Source organism: Embleya australiensis, from assembly GCF_051903075.1.
GTDB lineage: Bacteria > Actinomycetota > Actinomycetes > Streptomycetales > Streptomycetaceae > Embleya.
In genome coordinates, this window is record NZ_CP182423.1 from 1333270 (window position 1) to 1350447 (window position 17178).

15 protein-coding genes are annotated in these 17178 nt (G+C 71.1%); 8 read left to right on the forward strand and 7 right to left on the reverse strand.

What is annotated here, in order from left to right:
• Positions 1-20 precede the first annotated feature (20 nt).
• Positions 21-992 (forward strand): EamA family transporter, encoded by a 972-nt coding sequence (locus ACMXN5_RS36020; RefSeq protein ID WP_439679099.1) that lies wholly within the window; start codon positions 21-23, stop codon positions 990-992.
• Positions 993-1002: 10 nt separating this feature from the next.
• On the opposite strand, the gene ACMXN5_RS36025 is transcribed toward ACMXN5_RS36020, so the two are convergent.
• Positions 1003-1752 (reverse strand): TetR/AcrR family transcriptional regulator C-terminal domain-containing protein, encoded by a 750-nt coding sequence (locus ACMXN5_RS36025; RefSeq protein ID WP_439679100.1) that lies wholly within the window; start codon positions 1750-1752, stop codon positions 1003-1005.
• Positions 1753-1866: 114 nt separating this feature from the next.
• Here ACMXN5_RS36025 and ACMXN5_RS36030 point away from each other — a divergent pair, with 114 nt between their 5' ends.
• Genes ACMXN5_RS36030 through ACMXN5_RS36045 form a run of 4 tightly spaced genes read left to right on the forward strand, consistent with a single transcriptional unit; the run spans position 1867 to position 5000 of the window.
• Complete coding sequence (locus ACMXN5_RS36030) at positions 1867-3555, forward strand: CocE/NonD family hydrolase (RefSeq protein ID WP_439679101.1); 1689 nt, start codon at positions 1867-1869, stop codon at positions 3553-3555.
• A 26-nt stretch (positions 3556-3581) separates the two neighbouring features.
• Entirely contained in the window at positions 3582-3761 is a 180-nt protein-coding gene (locus ACMXN5_RS36035) for a ribbon-helix-helix protein, CopG family (protein WP_380012165.1), read from the forward strand.
• 1 nt (position 3762) lies between these two features.
• Positions 3763-4107 carry a VOC family protein gene (locus tag ACMXN5_RS36040; protein ID WP_439679102.1) on the forward strand — a complete coding sequence of 115 codons (345 nt, stop codon included), beginning with the start codon at positions 3763-3765 and terminating at the stop codon, positions 4105-4107.
• A gap of 32 nt (positions 4108-4139) precedes the next feature.
• Positions 4140-5000 carry a class I SAM-dependent methyltransferase gene (locus ACMXN5_RS36045; RefSeq protein ID WP_439679103.1) on the forward strand — a complete coding sequence of 287 codons (861 nt, stop codon included), beginning with the start codon at positions 4140-4142 and terminating at the stop codon, positions 4998-5000.
• A gap of 43 nt (positions 5001-5043) precedes the next feature.
• On the opposite strand, the gene ACMXN5_RS36050 is transcribed toward ACMXN5_RS36045, so the two are convergent.
• The gene (locus tag ACMXN5_RS36050; protein ID WP_439679104.1) at positions 5044-6000 is read right to left on the reverse strand and encodes a hypothetical protein; all 957 of its coding nucleotides are present in this window, start codon (positions 5998-6000) and stop codon (positions 5044-5046) included.
• 252 nt (positions 6001-6252) lie between these two features.
• Between ACMXN5_RS36050 and ACMXN5_RS36055 the strand changes: the two genes are divergently transcribed.
• Positions 6253-6642: a DUF1801 domain-containing protein gene (locus ACMXN5_RS36055; protein ID WP_439679105.1), complete on the forward strand. Its 390-nt coding sequence runs from the start codon at positions 6253-6255 to the stop codon at positions 6640-6642.
• Positions 6643-6660: 18 nt separating this feature from the next.
• Here ACMXN5_RS36055 and ACMXN5_RS36060 read toward each other — a convergent pair whose 3' ends face one another.
• Both ACMXN5_RS36060 and ACMXN5_RS36065 read right to left on the reverse strand, forming a co-directional pair.
• On the reverse strand, positions 6661-8601 hold the full coding sequence (locus ACMXN5_RS36060; RefSeq protein ID WP_439679106.1) for a LamG-like jellyroll fold domain-containing protein: 1941 nt from the start codon (positions 8599-8601) through the stop codon (positions 6661-6663).
• 167 nt (positions 8602-8768) lie between these two features.
• On the reverse strand, positions 8769-9359 hold the full coding sequence (locus ACMXN5_RS36065) for an HAD family hydrolase (RefSeq protein ID WP_439679107.1): 591 nt from the start codon (positions 9357-9359) through the stop codon (positions 8769-8771).
• 170 nt (positions 9360-9529) lie between these two features.
• On the opposite strand from ACMXN5_RS36065, the gene thrS reads away from it, so the two are divergent.
• On the forward strand, positions 9530-10780 hold the full coding sequence (gene thrS / locus ACMXN5_RS36070) for a threonine--tRNA ligase (RefSeq protein ID WP_439681353.1): 1251 nt from the start codon (positions 9530-9532) through the stop codon (positions 10778-10780).
• Between the two features lie 67 nt (positions 10781-10847).
• On the opposite strand, the gene gyrB is transcribed toward thrS, so the two are convergent.
• Positions 10848-12854, reverse strand: coding sequence for a DNA topoisomerase (ATP-hydrolyzing) subunit B (gyrB, locus tag ACMXN5_RS36075; protein WP_439679108.1), 2007 nt, complete (start codon positions 12852-12854; stop codon positions 10848-10850).
• Between the two features lie 393 nt (positions 12855-13247).
• Between gyrB and ACMXN5_RS36080 the strand changes: the two genes are divergently transcribed.
• Entirely contained in the window at positions 13248-13766 is a 519-nt protein-coding gene (locus tag ACMXN5_RS36080; RefSeq protein ID WP_439679109.1) for a tetratricopeptide repeat protein, read from the forward strand.
• 197 nt (positions 13767-13963) lie between these two features.
• Here ACMXN5_RS36080 and ACMXN5_RS36085 read toward each other — a convergent pair whose 3' ends face one another.
• Positions 13964-14878 (reverse strand): slipin family protein, encoded by a 915-nt coding sequence (locus ACMXN5_RS36085; protein ID WP_439679110.1) that lies wholly within the window; start codon positions 14876-14878, stop codon positions 13964-13966.
• A 105-nt stretch (positions 14879-14983) separates the two neighbouring features.
• A complete protein-coding gene (locus tag ACMXN5_RS36090; RefSeq protein ID WP_439679111.1) occupies positions 14984-17125 on the reverse strand; it encodes an MMPL family transporter in 2142 nt (713 codons plus the stop codon).
• Positions 17126-17178: the final 53 nt, after the last annotated feature.

The window sequence follows — 17178 nt, forward strand, 5'->3', positions numbered from 1 at the left end:
GCGGGGCCTCTACTTGGCGCATGAGCATTCCGGATCCCCGCACCCGCCCCGAGATCGGGCGTCCCAACGGCGGTCGGGCGAGGCTGCCCGACGCCGCGACCGGGGCGTTGATGGCCGTCGCCGCGATGTCCACCGTGCAGCTCGGACTGGCCCTTTCCGTGCCGCTGATCGACGACCTCGGCGCCCTCGGTACGGTCGCCCTGCGACTCGCGTGGGCCGGGGTGCTCCTGCTGGTTCTGGTCCGACCGCGGCCGCGCGACTTCGGCGGTCGGGACCTGTGGGCGTGCACCATGCTCGGCGTGGTGAGCGGGTGCCTGATGGTGTTCTTCATGCTCGCCGTCGCGCGCCTGCCGCTGGGCACCGCGAGCGCGCTGGAGTTCCTCGGCCCCCTGGCCGTGTCCCTGTACGGCTCGGGCGCCGGGCGGCGGCGCTGGACCGCCCTGGCCGGAGTCGGCGTGGTACTGCTCACCGAGCCCTGGCACGCCGGCATCGATCCGCTCGGCCTGGCCTTCGCGCTGGCCGCCGCGGCCTGCTGGGCGGCGTACATACTGCTGACCCAACACGTCGGCGACCGGGTCACCGGCCTGAGCGGACTGGCCGTCTCGATGCCCGTGGCCGCACTCGTCGCCCTCATCGCCGCCGCACCGACCGGCCTGGGTCGGGTGACCTGGCACTTGGCGCTGATCATGCTGGGGCTGGCCGCGCTCAGCGCCGTATTGCCGTTCAGCCTCGAATTCCTCGCACTGCGCCGGCTGACCACCTCCGCGTTCGGCACGCTGATGAGCCTGGAACCGGCGATCGCGCTCCTGATGGGCCTGGTGGTCCTCGACCAGATACCCGGTGCGGTCCCGGCCGCCGGCGTCGTCTTCGTGGTCCTCGCCGGCATCGGCGCCACCCGCACCGGCGCCCGAACCACCGTGCCGGAACCCGCCCACCCGGCCGACCCGCTTCCCGACTCGCATCCCGACCCGCAGGTCCGCGTGGCCCGATAGCGGCGGCCCGCTACCCCTCGCGCGCGGCGCGCGTCGCGGCCAGTCCGTCCAGGAGGTGTCCCAGGAGTCGATCGAACGTCGCGTCCGGATCGGCGGACCGGGCCGGTTCCGCCAGGATCCGGGCCAGGCGCGGATGGTCCGGGCTCGCGGCGACCGCGCGCAGGTAGCGGCCCTGGGCCTCGGCCAGTTCGCCGGTCGTCCGCCCGGCGCGCACCGCGGCACGATCCCGGGCGACCTCGTAACCGACATGGCTCGCCACGAATCCCGTCACCAGGCTGAACACTTCGAGCGCGCCCTGCCCGTCGAACCCGGCCGGTTCGAGCACGGCGAGCGCGTGTTCCGTGAAGGCGAGCGTGTTGGGGCCGAGCGTCTGCTGCTCCTGCAGGGCCGCCGGCAACCATGGATGACGAAGCATCAGATCGCGTTGGGCATGCGCCATGGCGCGCAGATCCGCGGTCCAGGCCCCCGTCGGCGCGGGCGGGGTGGGCTGGTCGCCGGCCACCCGGTCGATCATCAGCTCCAGCAGGGTCTCCTTGTTCGGAACGTAGGAGTACAGCGACATCACCCCGACGCCGACGCGCGCCGCGACGCCGCGCATGGTCACCGCGGCGAGCCCGTCGGCGTCGGCGATCGCCACGGCCGCGGCGGTGACCTCGGCGCGGGTATGCGCCGGCGGGCGGCCCCGACGCGGTTGCGCTCGCTCCAGCCACAACGCCTCGGGGTCCACGCCGCCGCTGCGATCGGCCTCCGGAACGGCCACGACGGCTCCTTTCGCAGGTGGGTGCCAAGGGCCCCCATCCAAGCATGGGTTATTCTCGTACTTAGTACGGGAAATAGCGACCACGGCCCGGCCCGTGCGGAAGGCGAGAGCACCATGACGAGCACCACAGCCCACCCGACACCCTCCAACCGCCCGCCGCGAAAGCCCCCACGCCTGGTGCGGGCGATGCGGCGCACGATGCGCGGCATGCCCGCCGCCCCGCACCGGGTCCGGTACGAGGGCGGCCTGCGCATCCCCGCCGCCGACGGCGGTGCGCTGGTGGCCGACCACTACTTCCCGTCCATTCCCGGCGACTTCCCCACCCTGCTGCTGCGCTCGCCGTACGGACGCGGGTTCCCGTGGGCACCGATGTACGGTCTCGCCTTCGCCGAGCACGGATTCCACGTGGTCCTGCAGAGCTGCCGAGGCACCGGCGGATCCGACGGCACCTTCGCGCTGTGGACCAACGAGGCCGCCGACGGGTCGGCGACCGTCGCCTGGCTGCGTGAACAGCCGTGGTTCACGGGCGTGTTGGGCACGATCGGGCCGAGCCACCTCGGCTACACACAGTGGGCGACGGCGCTGAATCCGCCGCCGGAGCTGCGCGCGATGGTGATCCACGCCGGTCTGCACGACCCGCACGCTTACTTCCACGCCGGCGGCGTCTTCCACCTGGAGAACGCGCTCGCGAGCACCGCGGGCTTCGTGCACCAGCACCGGGGCAACCGGCACTTCGCCAAGGCCGCCCTCCGGCTGCACCGCACCCTGCGCCGGGTCGCGCGCACGCTCCCCCTCCCGGACGCCTGCGCCCTCGGGCTCGGCGAGCGGGTGCCGTTCCTGGAGGACGCACTCGCCCACCCCGACCCCGCCGACCCGCACTGGACCGGCGCGGACGCGGGCCGCGCGGCCGAGACGTTGTCCGTACCGACGCTGCTGGTCGCCGGCCGGCACGACGTCATGTTCGAGCAGAACCTGGAGCAGCACCGCCGACTGCGGCGGGCCGGGTGCGAGACGGGGCTGCTCGTCGGGCCGTGGACGCACGCCTCGATGCTGCAACAGGGGTGGCCGTCGGTCTTCGCGGACAGCCTGGCCTGGCTGCGCGCGCACCTGTACGGCGATCGGTCGGCACTGCGCGAGGCACCGGTGCGGATACACGTCGGCGGCGCCGACGAGTGGCGCGATCTGCCGGACTGGCCGCCGGCCGAGGCGGTGGCGCAGCGCCGGTACATCGCCGCCGACGGCACGCTGAGCTGCGAGCCCGACGCGGCCACGGCGCCCGCGGTGCTGCGCTACGACCCCGCCGACCCGACCCCCTCCGTCGGCGGCGCGACCCTCTCGCCCGCGGCCGGACCCCGGGACAACACCGCGTTGGAGGCCCGCGACGATGTGCTGACGTTCACTACACCGCCACTGACCGAACCACTGGAGGTCTGCGGTCCGGTGTCGGCGGACCTGTACGCGGCCACCGGCACCGACCACATCGACGTCTTCGCCCGCCTGTGCGACGTGGACGAACGCGGCCGGTCCACGAACGTGTGCGACGGCATCCTCCGGCTGACCCCGAACGGCTCCACCCCGGCGCGGATCACCGTCGCGATGAGCCCCACCGCGTACCGCTTCGGGCCCGGCCATCGCATCCGCCTCCAGCTGAGCGGCGGCGCCCACCCGCGCTTCGCCCGCAACACCGGATCGGGGGAACCCGCTCACACCGCACGGGAGATCGTGCCCACGAGCGTGGAATTCCACCCGGGATCGGCCCTCGTCCTGCCCGTCGTGCCGACCCGAAACCAAGCCGACGGATAGATTGCTAGTGTGCTAGCATCCCTGTCGTGGGTGACGAGGATGTGAAGCAGTTCAACGTGTATCTGCCGATCTCACTGATCAAGCAGGTCAAACACCGTGCCATCGAGTCGGAGCTGTCGCTGTCGGCGCTGGTCGCCGCCGCGCTGCGCGCCTACCTCGACGACACTCCGGGTGAACGAGAGCCATCGTCCGAAAAGGAGAGCTGACATGACGACCGAGGGCATCGAGGCCGTGTTCCTGGAGACGCACAACTGGGGCAGGGCCGCCAAGTTCTTCCAGGGACTGGGCTACGAGTTGGAGTTCTCGACCGGGCACAACTCCGGCCAACTGCGCAACGGCGACGGGCCGTTCGTATTCATCGCCGAGGTGCCCGAGACCCGGGAGCCCGGGATGCGGCTGGTCCTGCGGGTGCCCGACGAGGACACGTTCCGGCCCGCCGACGGGGTCGAGGTGGTCACCCCGTTCGAGGACACCCATTACGGGACCAGGGAGATGACCGTCCGCGACCCCGACGGGCGGGAGTGGACCCTGTCGGCGCCGGCCCGGCCGTGAACACCTCCGACGTCGACCGAACGGAGCGACCTGTGCCCGACGAACGTTTCGCGACGCCGGACAACACGGCGCTGCGGGTGGCCCTGTGGCGGGCCCTGCACCTGCGCCTCGATCCGGCGCCGCACGTCTTCGAGGACGAGATCGGCCTGCGCATCGCCGATCCCGACCCGGACTGGCGCGAACGGCCGGACATGGATCCGGACCTGACCCGCTGGTTCCGGGCCGCGATCGTGGCCCGGGCCCGCTTCATCGACGACCTGGTGATCGAACAGGTCGAGCGCGGAGCGGAGCAATATCTCGTCCTCGGTGCCGGACTGGACACCTTCGTCCAGCGTCGACCGGAAGTCGCGGCCCGGATACGCGTGTTCGAGGTCGACCAACCCGGCCCCCAGGCGTGGAAGCGTCGGCGACTGGAGGAACTCGGCTACGGCGTCCCGGACCGACTGCACCTGGTGCCGGTCGACTTCGAATCGGGCGCCTCGTGGTGGGACGAGTTGACCGCCGCAGGATTCGACCCGACCCGGCCGACCGTGGTGGCCTCGACGGGCGTCGCCCTGTACCTGACCAGGCAGGCCAACACCGACACGCTGCGCCGGCTCGCGTCGCTGGCCCCGGGCTCCACGCTGGCCATGACGTTCCAACTGCCGCCGGAACTCCTCGACTCCGACGAACATCGCGCCGCGTTCCGGATCGCGATCGAGGGGGCCAAGGCGGCCGGGACGCCGTTCGTCAGCTTCTACCCACCGGAGGAACTCCCGGAGTCGGCCCGCGAGGTCGGTTTCGCCACGGCCCGACACGTGTCGGCGGCCGAGCTCAACGAGCGCTACTTCGCGCACCGCGCGGACGGACTGCGCACCTCCAGCGGCGAGGAGCTGCTGGTGGCGACCACCTGACCGGGCTTTCGGGCGCCCGCGTTCGCGGATGCGGACGGTCCGCTCAGCGGCGCGGGCAGCCTCGGGTGGCCTCGGTGTGCGAACGCTCGAAGAAGGTTCGACCGCCGCCGTAGCTCCACGGGAGATGGAAGCCGTGGTGGTCGGTGGCGTCGAACCGCATCGCGAGTTCGGACCAGCGCTGCGACTTGGCCAGGGCGTAGCCGAGCGCGCTGTGATCGGACAGCGCGCTCGGCGAGCGCGGCGAGCCGTCGACCGGGTAGCGGTCCAGGGCGGTGTCCAGGTCGCGCTGCCGGGACTCGGCGAGCCAGAAGGCCGTGTCGTCGGCGGCGCCGTCCCCGCTGCCGTGCGTGTGCAGCGCGTACTCGATGTGCGCCTCGACCACGAGGATCACCAGGGGCGAGCCGTCGGGCGCCTCGGCCGCGGCCGTGCGGGCGAACGTGTACATCTCGTCGTGCGATCCGCACCATTTCTCGCACAGGTACTGCAATGCCGCGTCGTGCCCGGCACGGTGGTACGGATCGCGCTCGCGCAACGCCGCCCAACGGGCGTCGAACACATCGCGCGCGACGCCGAGTCCGCGGCAGACCCACAACCACGAGACCCACGGGGTGGGATCGTCGCCGGCGGCCTCGGTCGCGAGCAGACAGGCGCGGTCGGCGTCGGCCAACAACGCCCGAAAATCGGCGAATTGCCGTCCGCCGGTGAGACTCGCCTGCTTCGCGGCGCGCGCGTTCCAGGCCGCGCGCACCATGGCGGCGGCCATCACCACCAGCGGGTCCGCCGATTCGGGGCGCTCCGCGCGCCACTTCCACACCCATTCGGGGTGCAGCGCGGCCGCCTCGCCCAACGCGGTCACGGCGACCACCCGCCGTGCCCAGTCGCGTCCCACCCGCTCCAATAACGCGGCGGCCGGCGTGAAATCGCCGTTACGCGCAAGGCCCTGCGCGACCGCGCGAACCTCGGCGTCGTCGAGCGCGGCGTCCGACACGAACACAGGCACCGGCGCCGACGATCGCGGCGACGTGAAACGACCCCAAGCTGACATGGGCAAGGATCCTATGCGCCATCCTGACCCTCGGTCAGGGGGAGCGGGGCGGGACATGACGTCGACTCCGCATCCCGGTCGGCCGATGAGCGTTTTGCGAAAAGAATGTCCAGGCAAGCCGGCATGTGCTCGCCTCATGGAGATTCCGCGACACAGCAGGCATTGCGGAGGGCAGGAAACGCGACGCTTCGGCTACCGTTACGGGCCATGACGTATGTCACCGATCCGCGGGTCGACACCTACATCGACGCCCTGCCCGAATGGCAACAGGTCATTTGTCGCGAGGTCCGGGACCTGGTGCACGCCGCCGACGACGAGGTGGTCGAGACCATCAAGCGCACCGTCCGGCCCTACTTCGTCCTCCAGGGCAACATCTGCGCACTGCTCGCGGCCAAGGACCACGTCAACGTGTTCCTGTACGACGGCGCCATCGTCCCCGACCCCGAGGGGATCATCACCGGCGGCCACGACAACAAGACCGCCCGCACGGTGGCCGTCCGCGAGGGCGAGACCATCAACGGTCCCGCCCTCAAGGCGATGTTCGAGCAGATCATCGCCAACAACCGCGCGGGCGGTTGGCGCAAGCTCAAGCAGTAGCGGCCGTCACCTCGCCGGCTAGCGACCGATCATGAAGGCGTCCGGGCGCAGCGCGCGGTCGACGATGCGGACGTCGCCCACCCAGGCGTTGACGGTCTGGTCGAGCTTGCCGTCGTACGCGTAACCGCCCAGCATCCAGGGGAGGTTGAGTGTGGTCAGGCCGTTCGCGCGGGCCGTCGGGTTGCGCACCACGGGGCAGCCGTCGATGTACATCGTGGTCTGCCGGGAGTCGTTCACGACGGCGACGTGCCACCACGCGTCCAGGGCCAGTTCGTGGCCCCAGTTGGTGGCCGAGCCGTCGCCGTCGAGCGGGTAGACGCACCACTGGAGTTCGCGTCCGCCCGACAGGCTCAGCGTGACCACCGGCTCCTGCGGGTCGCCCTTGGGCTTGCGCGCCTCGCCGCTCATCCCCCAGCGGCTCAGCAGCGCCGACCACGCGTCCTTGCCGCCGTCCCAGTCGGCGGGCAGCTTGAAGAAGGCCTCGACGGTGTATCCGGAGCGGAACGTCGCCCGGTTCAGCGGCGCGTCGTTCGCGGTCTGGAAGTGGCCGCCGCGCAGCGGGGACTTGCCGCCCGCGAGCCGGACGCTGCCGTGTCCGGGCTGGTCCGGGTGGTACTGCCCCGACCAGCTCACCGACCCGGCCGCCGCGCCCGGCGCCGGGATCAGGGTCAGGTCGTTGCCGCGTCCGGACAGGTCCTTGACGCGCTGCCCGCCGGGTACGGGCGAGCCTTCCCGGTGCGAGCCGTCGAAGCGCCAGTAGGCGACGGTGCCGGGCACCACCATGCGGGCGGCCGGACGGGCCGGGCGCTGGGGGATCGGCGCGAAGCCCGCGAACCGCTTGTCGAAGTCGACCGGCACCGAGAAGTAGTCGTCGGGTCCGGTCAACTCCATCTCGCGGCGCTCGAGTTCGTTGAGGTCGCGGCTGTTGCGACCGAGGATCCACGGGGACAGCGTCTCCACGTCGATGGTGTCGCGGTCCAGGTCGAAGTGGTAGAGCCGGATCATCGCGGCGCCGCCGAAGTAGCGGTTCTGGTAGTTGGTGATGTGCAGGTGTACGTCGTTGCCGGCGTCGTTGCGACGCGTGCTGCGGCCGGCCGGCCAGTAGTGGCCGTTGAGGGTGAGGAAGATCTGGTCGTTGCCCTTGATCAGTTCGTCCCACAACCGGCGGCCGTGGTCGGAGAATTCCGCCTCCCGGCCCGGGACGTCGGCGGAGACCAGTTCGTGGCTGGTCAGGATCACCGGCGAATGCGGGTGGTCCGCCATCACCTTGCGCGCCCACGCGATACTCGCGGGCGAGGGCCGCCAGTCCAGGGCGAGGACGAGCCATTCCCGTCCCCCGGCCTGGAACAGGTGGTAGGTGTTGTAGCCGTCCGGGGTGGCCCCGCCGAACGAGCGTTTGCCGCGGAAGCGTTGCGGACCGAACGTGTCCAGGTACGCGGACCGGCCGCGCCGGTCGTCGGTGTTGGAATCGATGTCGTGGTTGCCCGCCAGCACGCTGTAGGCCACGCCCTTGCGGTCGAGCACCTCGAACGCCCGGCCGATGCCGTCGAATTCGGGCTTGCGGCCGTTCTGGGTGAGGTCGCCCAGGTGCGCCATGAAGACGATGTTGTCCTCGCGCGCGTGCTCCAGGATGTACCGGAAGGACGCCTCGATCGGCGCGGTGGTGATGCTCGGCTCGTCGAACATGTACTGCGTGTCCGGCATCACCACCAGCGTGAATCGCCGACTGTCGCGGTCCGGACGCCACGCCGGCATGCCCTGCGCGTCCACCGGCGCGTCGGCGGCCGCGCCCTCGGCGCCGCCGTCCGTCCCGGCCGCGACGGCCGGGGAGATGCCGACCGCCCCCACCGCGGCGGCACCGGCTCCGGCCAGCGCCGCAGAGCGCAGGAACGCCCGGCGGGCGGGCCCGGACAGGGGCGTGACGGGCTGGGGGCAATCGTCGTCGTGCTGCTCGCACATGGTGCTTCTCCGGGCGCAGGCGGGGTGGGGGCATGCGCACGGTATTGGTTGGAAAACCCACGAAGATCATCCACACCGCCAACAACGGCCGACGACCGGGTGAATTCGCCGCCGGCACGCGGCCATGCCCCACCCGCCGTGTCCGCGCCCTCACCCGGAAGGCGGATTCACCCCTGCCGGCTCTGCGGTACCCGCACCGACGCCATGCCCGCGGCGGTGGCGGCCCGGATCCCCATCTCGGTGTCCTCGAAGACCAGACAGTCCGCGGGGGCGACGCCCAGGTGCGCGGCGGCGCGGAGGAACCCCTCGGGGTCGGGCTTGGCCCGCGTGTAGTCCTCGGCGCACACCAGCACGTCGAACCGGTCGAGCAGGCCGAGGGCGTCCAGCGACGAGGTGACCGAGTCGCGGGTGCTGCCGGAGACCACGGCGGTGGGTATCCGCCCGCACGCGTCGTCGATGTGCGCGAGTATCCCCGGTACGGGGGTCAGCTGCGGCAGATACTCCCGAAAGAGCAGTTCCCGCCGGCGGGCGACCGCCTCGACCGGCATGGCCAGACCCTGGTCCGCTTTGAGCGAGGCGATGATGTCCGTCACCGTTCGGCCGCCCCAGGCATAGAACAGGTCCTCGGGGAACGCGCAGTCCCACTCGTCCAGGGCCTGCTTCCAGGCCCGATAGTGCAGCGGCATGGAGTCGGCGATGGTTCCGTCGCAGTCGAACAGGTACGCGCGAAACTCACCGGGCGGCAGGGAAATGATCATCGACTCACCGTATACCCGGCCGATCGCCTCTCTGCTACGGTTGCCGGCATGAAGCGCGCTGCCATGATGACGACGACGCCGGAGAGTGTCCCGGCGCGCTGACAGATGTCTTGGTCAAGAAGCCCCGGGGCGAGTGCCCCGGGGCTTCGGCTTGTGGTCACTCGCCCCACATCAGCGAGGAGACCCCCATGTACGACCACCGCAGGCTCGGCCGCGAGTTGGACCTGTTCGACACCGACCCGCTGATCGGCGCGGGACTGCCCTACTGGCTGCCCGACGGCGCCACCGTGCGGCACACCCTCGAGGAGTACATCCGGGGCGCGGAGCGCCGGGCGGGTTACCGGCACGTCTACTCGCCGGTGCTCGGCAAGCGGGAGTTGTACGAGATCTCGGGCCACTGGTCGCACTACAGCGACGACATGTTCCCGCCGATGGACCTCGGCGGCGAGCAGGTGGTGCTGCGGCCGAGCCTGTGTCCGCACCATGCGGTCATCTACCGATCCCGCGCCCACAGCTACCGCGAACTTCCGTTGCGGATGGCCGAGTTGGGCGGGATGTATCGCTCCGAGCTGTCCGGCGTGCTGGGTGGGCTGACCCGGGTGCGGGCGATCCAGCTCAACGACGCGCACATCTTCTGCACCATCGACCAGGTCGCCGACGAGGCGCGGGCCGCGCTGGAGATGATCCGCCGGGCGTACGAGGCGCTCGGCATCGAGGCGAGCCGCTACCGGCTCTCCCTCCCGGGTCCGGGCGGGAAGTACGTCGCCGCGCCGGAGAAGTGGAGTCGGGCCACCGCGTTGTTGCGGGACGTACTCGACCGCTCCGGCCTGCCGTACGAGGCGGCGGAGGGGGAGGCCGCGTTCTACGGCCCCAAGATCGACGTCCAGGTCACCGACGCGGCCGGCCGGGAGTCCACCCTGTCCACCGTCCAGGTCGACTTCCATCAGCCCGAGCGGTTCGACCTGCACTACATCGGCGCCGACGGGGCCCGGCATCGGCCGGTGATGATCCACCGCAGCATCATCGGCAGCGTGGAACGGGCCGTGGCACACCTGATCGAGCAGCACGGCGGGGCCTTCCCCGCCTGGCTCGCGCCGACCCAGGTGGTGGTCCTGCCGATCACCGAGGCCGAGTGGCCGGGCGCCGAGGAGGTGGCCCGCCGCTGCGCCGAGCTCGGACTGCGGGCCGAGGTCGCGGGTCCGGAACGAGGCAGCCTCGGCGCCCGGATCCGGGAGGCGCGACTGGTCCCGTACCAGGCCGTGCTCGGCGCCCGCGAGGCCGCCGCCGACCACGTCGCGCTGCGCCTGCGCGACGGCCGCCGGCTCGACGCGCGACCGGCGGACGACGTACTCGCCCGGATCGCCGCCCTCGTCGCGGCGCACGCGGGCGAACTGTGGGAGGACGAGCACGCCGAGGTGTAGGACCCACGGGAGTCGGGTGCCTCGCGCCGCGACGGTCGCCGCCGCGCGAGGCACCGACACCCCCGCGTCAGATGTCCAGGAACCGCACGTCGGCGGCGTTGCGTTGGATGAATCCGCGCCGCGCCTCGACGTCCTCGCCCATCAGGATCGAGAACAGCGCGTCGGCCTGTGCGCCGTCCTCCAGCGTGATGCGACCGAGCACCCGGTGGTCGCGGTCCATGGTCGTCACCCGCAACTCCTCCGCGTTCATCTCGCCGAGCCCCTTGAAGCGCTGGATGCTCTCCTCCCGCAGTCGCCTGCCCTCGCGCCGGCCGCGTTCGACGAGCATGTCGCGTTCCCGATCGGCGTACGCGTACTCGATGTCGCCCCGGCTCCAGGTGATCTTGTACAGCGGCGGGCGGGAGAGGTAGACGTGTCCGGCCTCGATCAGCGGCCGCATGAAGCGGAAGAGGAAGGTCAGGAGCAACGTGTTGATGTGCCGACCGTCGACGTCGGCGTCGGCCATCAAAATGATCCGGTGGTAGCGCAGCCGGTCGATGTCGAAGTCGTCGTGCACGCCGGTGCCGAAGGCCGAGATGAGGGCCTGGATCTCCTGGTTGTCCAGGATCTTGTCGACGCGGGCCTTCTCGACGTTGAGGATCTTGCCCCGGATGGGCAGGATCGCCTGATACTCGGGATTGCGGCCGGACTTGGCCGAACCGCCGGCGGAGTCGCCCTCGACGATGAAGATCTCGCAGGCGGCCGGATCGGTGGACCGGCAGTCGGCGAGTTTGCCGGGTAGTGCGATGGATTCCACCAGGCTCTTGCGGCGGGTGAGATCACGGGCCTTGCGCGCGGCGAGCCGGGCGGTCCGGGCCTGGACCGCCTTGCGCACGATCTCCGTCGCGTCGACCGGGTTTCGGGCGAACCAATCGGTCAACTGTTCGTGCACGGCCTTGTGTACGTACGTGCGCGCCTCGGTGTTGCCCAGCCTGGTCTTGGTCTGCCCCTCGAACTGCGGCTCGCCCAGCTTGACCGAGACGATCGCGGTCAGCCCCTCGCGAATGTCCTCACCGGGCAGATTCTCGTCCTTGTCCCGCAACAACCGTCGCTCGCGCGCGTAGCGGTTGACCACGCCGGTCAGCGCGGCGCGGAAACCCTCCTCGTGCATGCCGCCCTCGCGGGTGTGGATGGCGTTGGCGTAGGAGTACACCCCTTCGCTGAACCGGGAGTTCCACTGCATCGCGACCTCGACGGACACCGACTGCCCCGCGTCCTCGGCCCGGATGGAGACGACCGACGGGTGCACCGGCTCGCCCTTGCCGGCGTTGAGGTGGGTGACGAAGTCGACGATGCCGCCCTGATAGCGGTACTCGACGGACCGGGCCGGCTCGTCGGCGCCGGGCGTGCGTACGCCGTGGCGCTCGTCGGTCAGAGTCAGGGTCAGGCCCCTGGTGAGGAAGGCCATCTCCTGGAGGCGACGGGCCAGGGTCTCGAACGAGTACTCGGTGCTCTCGAACACGTCCGGGTCGGCCCGGAAGGTGAGCGAGGTGCCGGTGTCGGAGACGGCCTCGTGCCGGACCAGTTCGGTGACGGGCACACCCCGGCGGTAGTCCTGGGTCCACCGCCGGCCGTCGGTGCGGATCTCCACCGACAGGTGCGTGGACAGCGCGTTGACCACGGACAGCCCGACACCGTGCAACCCGCCGGAGACCGCGTAGCCGCCGCCCCCGAACTTGCCGCCCGCGTGCAGCACGGTCAGCACCAGTTCCACGGCCGGTAGCCCCTTCTCCGGGTGCAGCCCGACCGGAATCCCGCGCCCGTTGTCCACCACCCGCACGGCGCCGTCGCCCAGGAGCGTGACATCGATGCGATCCGCGACACCGGCGAGGGCCTCGTCGACGGAGTTGTCCACGATCTCCTGCACCATGTGATGCAGCCCGCGCTCGCCGGTCGAGCCGATGTACATCCCCGGCCGGCGGCGCACCGCGTCCAGCCCGTCCAACACGGTGATCGCGCCGGCGTCGTACGCCGGGCCCTGCCTCCCGCCGCCGTCGGACGACGCGACGGCGGAAAGGCTGCCGGAATCAGTCACAAGGCTCTCTTTTCTGGCATCACGAATCACGCTCCCGCCGCGATGGCGGGAGCGGTCGTGTCGTCGGGTGATACACCGGCCCCGGACAGGCCGAACAAGCCCCGGGGCACGCAGATTTCCTCGCCCCGGGAACTGGTCCAGCATACCGAATGTGGACCCGAACACCAGATCTCCAGGGTCTCTATACGCCTTTCTGAGCGCCTGAAATCCCATGAGCCAAATCCCCCTACTCAAACCGGCCTTTCAGGCCGTCAGATCGCCATACAGCGCTTCACCCCGATGCGGGTCGACCCCACGCCAACCACCCGGCCCGGCACAGGGCAGGATCGTCCTCACCGCGGCCCGGCCGCGGTGCGGTACCACCCGTCCCGATTCCGCGGAGGCTTTGCACACATGAGCGACAACGGCACCGACACCTGGACGCGGCGCATGGACGATCTATGGGCCGACTTCGACGCGCATCAGCCGGACGACTTCGTGGCCGCCGTTCGGGCGCTGGTCGACGAGCGGCCCGACGACGACGCGGTCGCGGCCTACTGGATGGGGTCGGCGTACGACTCGACCGGCTACGAGGCCGAGGCGGCGCCGCACTATCGGCGCGCGTTCGCCCTCGGGCTGCCCGAGGACATGCGGCGCCCCGCCACCATCCAGTTCGCCAGCACGCTGCGCAATCTCGGCGAACTCGCCGAGAGCGTCGCGCTGTTGACCGCCGAGCGGGAGGCCGGATCCGACCGGCTCGACGACGCGCTGGCCGCGTTCCTGGCCCTGTCCCTGGTCGACTCGGGGCGCGAACGCGAAGCGCTCGGCCTCGCCCTGGGCGCCCTGGCGCCGCACCTGCCCCGCTACACCCGCTCGGTCACCAACTACGCCCGCGCCCTGATCCAGAACCGGGAACCCACGAAGGCCGGCTGAGCGTCACCCGCACCGGCCGGACGCCGGCCCTCGTCGAGCCCGGTGCGCAGGGCCCCGGCCAACACCTCCAGGGGCCGCCGCCACGCGTGCCCCGGCGGGGTCGCGTAGCCGATCTCGACCCTCGCGCCCCCCAGCCTACGAAGCAGCCGGCGAGCACCGAGGCAGGCGGGGCGCGACGGGCTTCGCGGCAGCGGTCGTCACCGCCGGTTCCTCAGGTGATGCGGATGCGTCGACACCGGCGGTCGCGCGTGCCCCTCCCGCGACCACGCCGACGTACCGTTCGCGCCGGTCGTACCCGTCGCGGCCGGCGCGCCCGCCGCCGTCTCGCCCGAGTCCGGCGCCGATCCGGCGGTCGCGTTCTCCAGGAACCGCAACAGCTCCACCGGGAACGGCAGTACGACGGTCGAGTTCTTCTCCGCCGCCACCTCGACGATGGTCTGGAGCAGGCGCAGCTGCAATGCCGCCGGGCTGCTCGACATCACCGTCGCCGCCGAGGCCAGCTTGCGCGACGCCTGGAACTCGCCGTCGGCGGTGATGATCCGCGAGCGCCGCTCCCGCTCCGCCTCGGCCTGCCTCGACATCGAGCGCTTCATCGACTCGGGCAGTGTTACGTCCTTGATCTCCACCCGGTCGATCTCCACGCCCCAGCCCACCGCGGGCGAGTCGATCATCAGCGCCAGCCCCTGATTCAGCGCCTCACGATTGGAGAGCAGATCGTCCAGGTCGCTCTTGCCGATGATCGAGCGCAACGACGTCTGCGCGACCTGCGACACCGCGAACTCGTAGTCCTGCACCTCGACCGTCGCCTTGATCGGATCGTTCACCCGGAAGTACACGACGGCGTCGACCCGGACGGTGACGTTGTCCCGGGTGATGCCGTCCTGGGCGGGAATCGGCATGGTCACGATTTGCGTGTTGATCTTCCGCAAACGGTCCACGACCGGCACGATCCGGGTCAGCCCGGCCGTACGGATCGGCTCCTGCACGCGGCCGAGGCGGAACACCACGCCGCGTTCGTATTGGCGGACCACGCGCAACCCGGTCGCGGCGAGCAGCCCGACCAGCGCGACGATGCCGCCGACGAGAATGATGATCACGAGCGCCACGGTCATGGCCGACTCCGGTGCCGAAACGACTGTCCCGAGCATGCGGGCGTCCCCGAGCACTCCCTGCTCCCCCACTGTAACTCCGGCCCCGGCCCCACCGAAGGCCCTCGGCTATCGCCCGTCCTCGCTCCCGGTCGCGGCTCGATCCGCCGCCTCCGCCTCGCGTCGCCACAGCGCGCTCGGCCACCACATCCGGTGCCGCAGGTCGAGCGTCAGCGCCGTGACCACCACAGACCGCACCACCAGGGTGTCGAGCAGGACACCCAGCGCGACCGCGAAGCCGATCTCGGCGAATCCGACGATCGGCAGCGTGGCCAGCGCCGCGAAGGTACCCGCGAGCACGAGGCCGGCCGAGGTGATCACCCCGCCGGTCGCGGCCAGGCCGGTCAGCGCACCGGTGCGGGTGTCCGTGCGCATGCTCTCCTCCCGCACCCGGGTGCTCAGGAAGATGTTGTAGTCGATGCCCAGGGCGACCAGGAAGACGAACACGAGCAGCGGGAACGAGGTGTCCTCGGCCGCGAAGTCGAACACGTGGCGAAACGCCAGCGCGCTGATCCCGAGCGCCGTGGCGAACGACAACACCACCGTCGCGATCAGCACCACCGGCGCCACCACGGCCCGCAACAGCAGCGCCAGAATGATCAGTACGACGGCCAGGATGACCGGGATCAGCACCTTCTCGTCCCGGACCGAGGCCCGGTTGCTGTCGAGTTGGGCCGCTGTGCCGCCGCCCACGAGGGCGTCGGCGTGCGGCACCGCGTGCACCGCGGAGCGCGCGGCGTCGACCGTGTCCCGGGCCGCGCCGCTGTCGGCGGCGTCGGTCAGCGTCGCCTCCACGTACGAGCGTCCGTCGCGCTCCGCCGGTACGCCCGGTGGCATGGTGACGCTGTCGGCGACCACTCCGGGGACGGCGGCGAGCGAGGCGCGGACCGCGTCCAGCGACGCGGTGTTCGCGACCACCTGGAGCGGTTGTCCGGTGCCGGCGGGGAAGTAGCGGGCCTGGACCTTCTGGCCGACCACCGAGTCGGGGGTGCCGGTGAAACTCTCGGCGGTGGTCAGGCCCGAGGCGTTCAGCGAGATCAGGCCGAAGGACAGCGCGGCCAGGATGGCGACGGTGGTCATCCACACGGTGCGCGGGCGGCGGGCGATGCGGCGGCCTATCCGGGACCACAGGCCGGTCTCGGTCGGCTCGGGCGAGCCCAGGTGCGGGACGGCGGGCCAGAAGATCCACCGCCCGGTGATCAGCAACACCGCCGGGAACAGGGTCAACATCGCGAGCAGCGCCACCGCCACGCCGATCGCGGCCACCGGTCCCAGGCCGTTGGTGGAGTTCATCTCGGCGGCGAGCAGGCACAACATGCCGACGATCACGGTGGAGGCGCTGGCGATCACGGCGGGTCCGGCCCGGTGCAGGGCCAGCGCCATCGCCTCGTGTCGATCCTCGTGCCGGCGCAGTTCCTCCCGGTAGCGGGCGACGAGGAGCAACGCGTAGTCGGTGCCGGCGCCGAAGACCAGCACGGTCAGGATGCCCGCGCTCTGCGCGTTGACCACGAGCGAGGCGTGCCGGGCCAGTACGTAGACCACCGCCTGTGCGGCGAACAGCGCGCCGACCACGCAGACCACCGGGACCAGGAGCAGCGTCGGACTGCGGTAGGTGCACAGGAGGATCACCACGACCACGCCCAGGGCGGCGAACAGCAGGGTTCCGTCGATGCCCTGGAAGGCGTCGCTGCTGTCGGCGGCGACGCCGCCGGGGCCGGTGATGTGCGCTTCCAGGCCGTCGTCCGGGTGGTCCTTGACGATCGGTCGGATCTGATCCACCGCCTCGGCGATGCTGTTCCAGCCGTTGTCGCCGAAGGTGATCGGAACCAGGATCACCTTCGCGCGCGGAGCGGCGAGGCGGTCGGGCAGGGGACCCTGTACCTGGGAGCCGACGATGCCGTGGGCGGTCAGGGTGCGCAGGTGCTCGGCGTCGGCGGCGATGGTCGCGTCGTCGGTCGGGGTCAGGCCCGAGTCGCGCGCGAACACCACGACGGCGGTGACGTTTTGCGGCAGGAACGCCTTCGATGCGTCGACGACCCTGGTCGACTCGGCGTTGCCGGGCAACCACGCGGAGGCGTCGTTCTTCTCCGCGTCGGTCAGCTTGCTCGCGGCCGAACCGGCCGCGGCGAGGACCACGATCCAGAGCACAAGGATGATCCACTTGGCACGCCGTCCGCAGACCAGCCGCGCCGCTCTCCCCGCACCACCCATCCCCCACACCTCCACCGCTCGAACGTGATGTGGTGTCGCCCGAGGTGCACTCT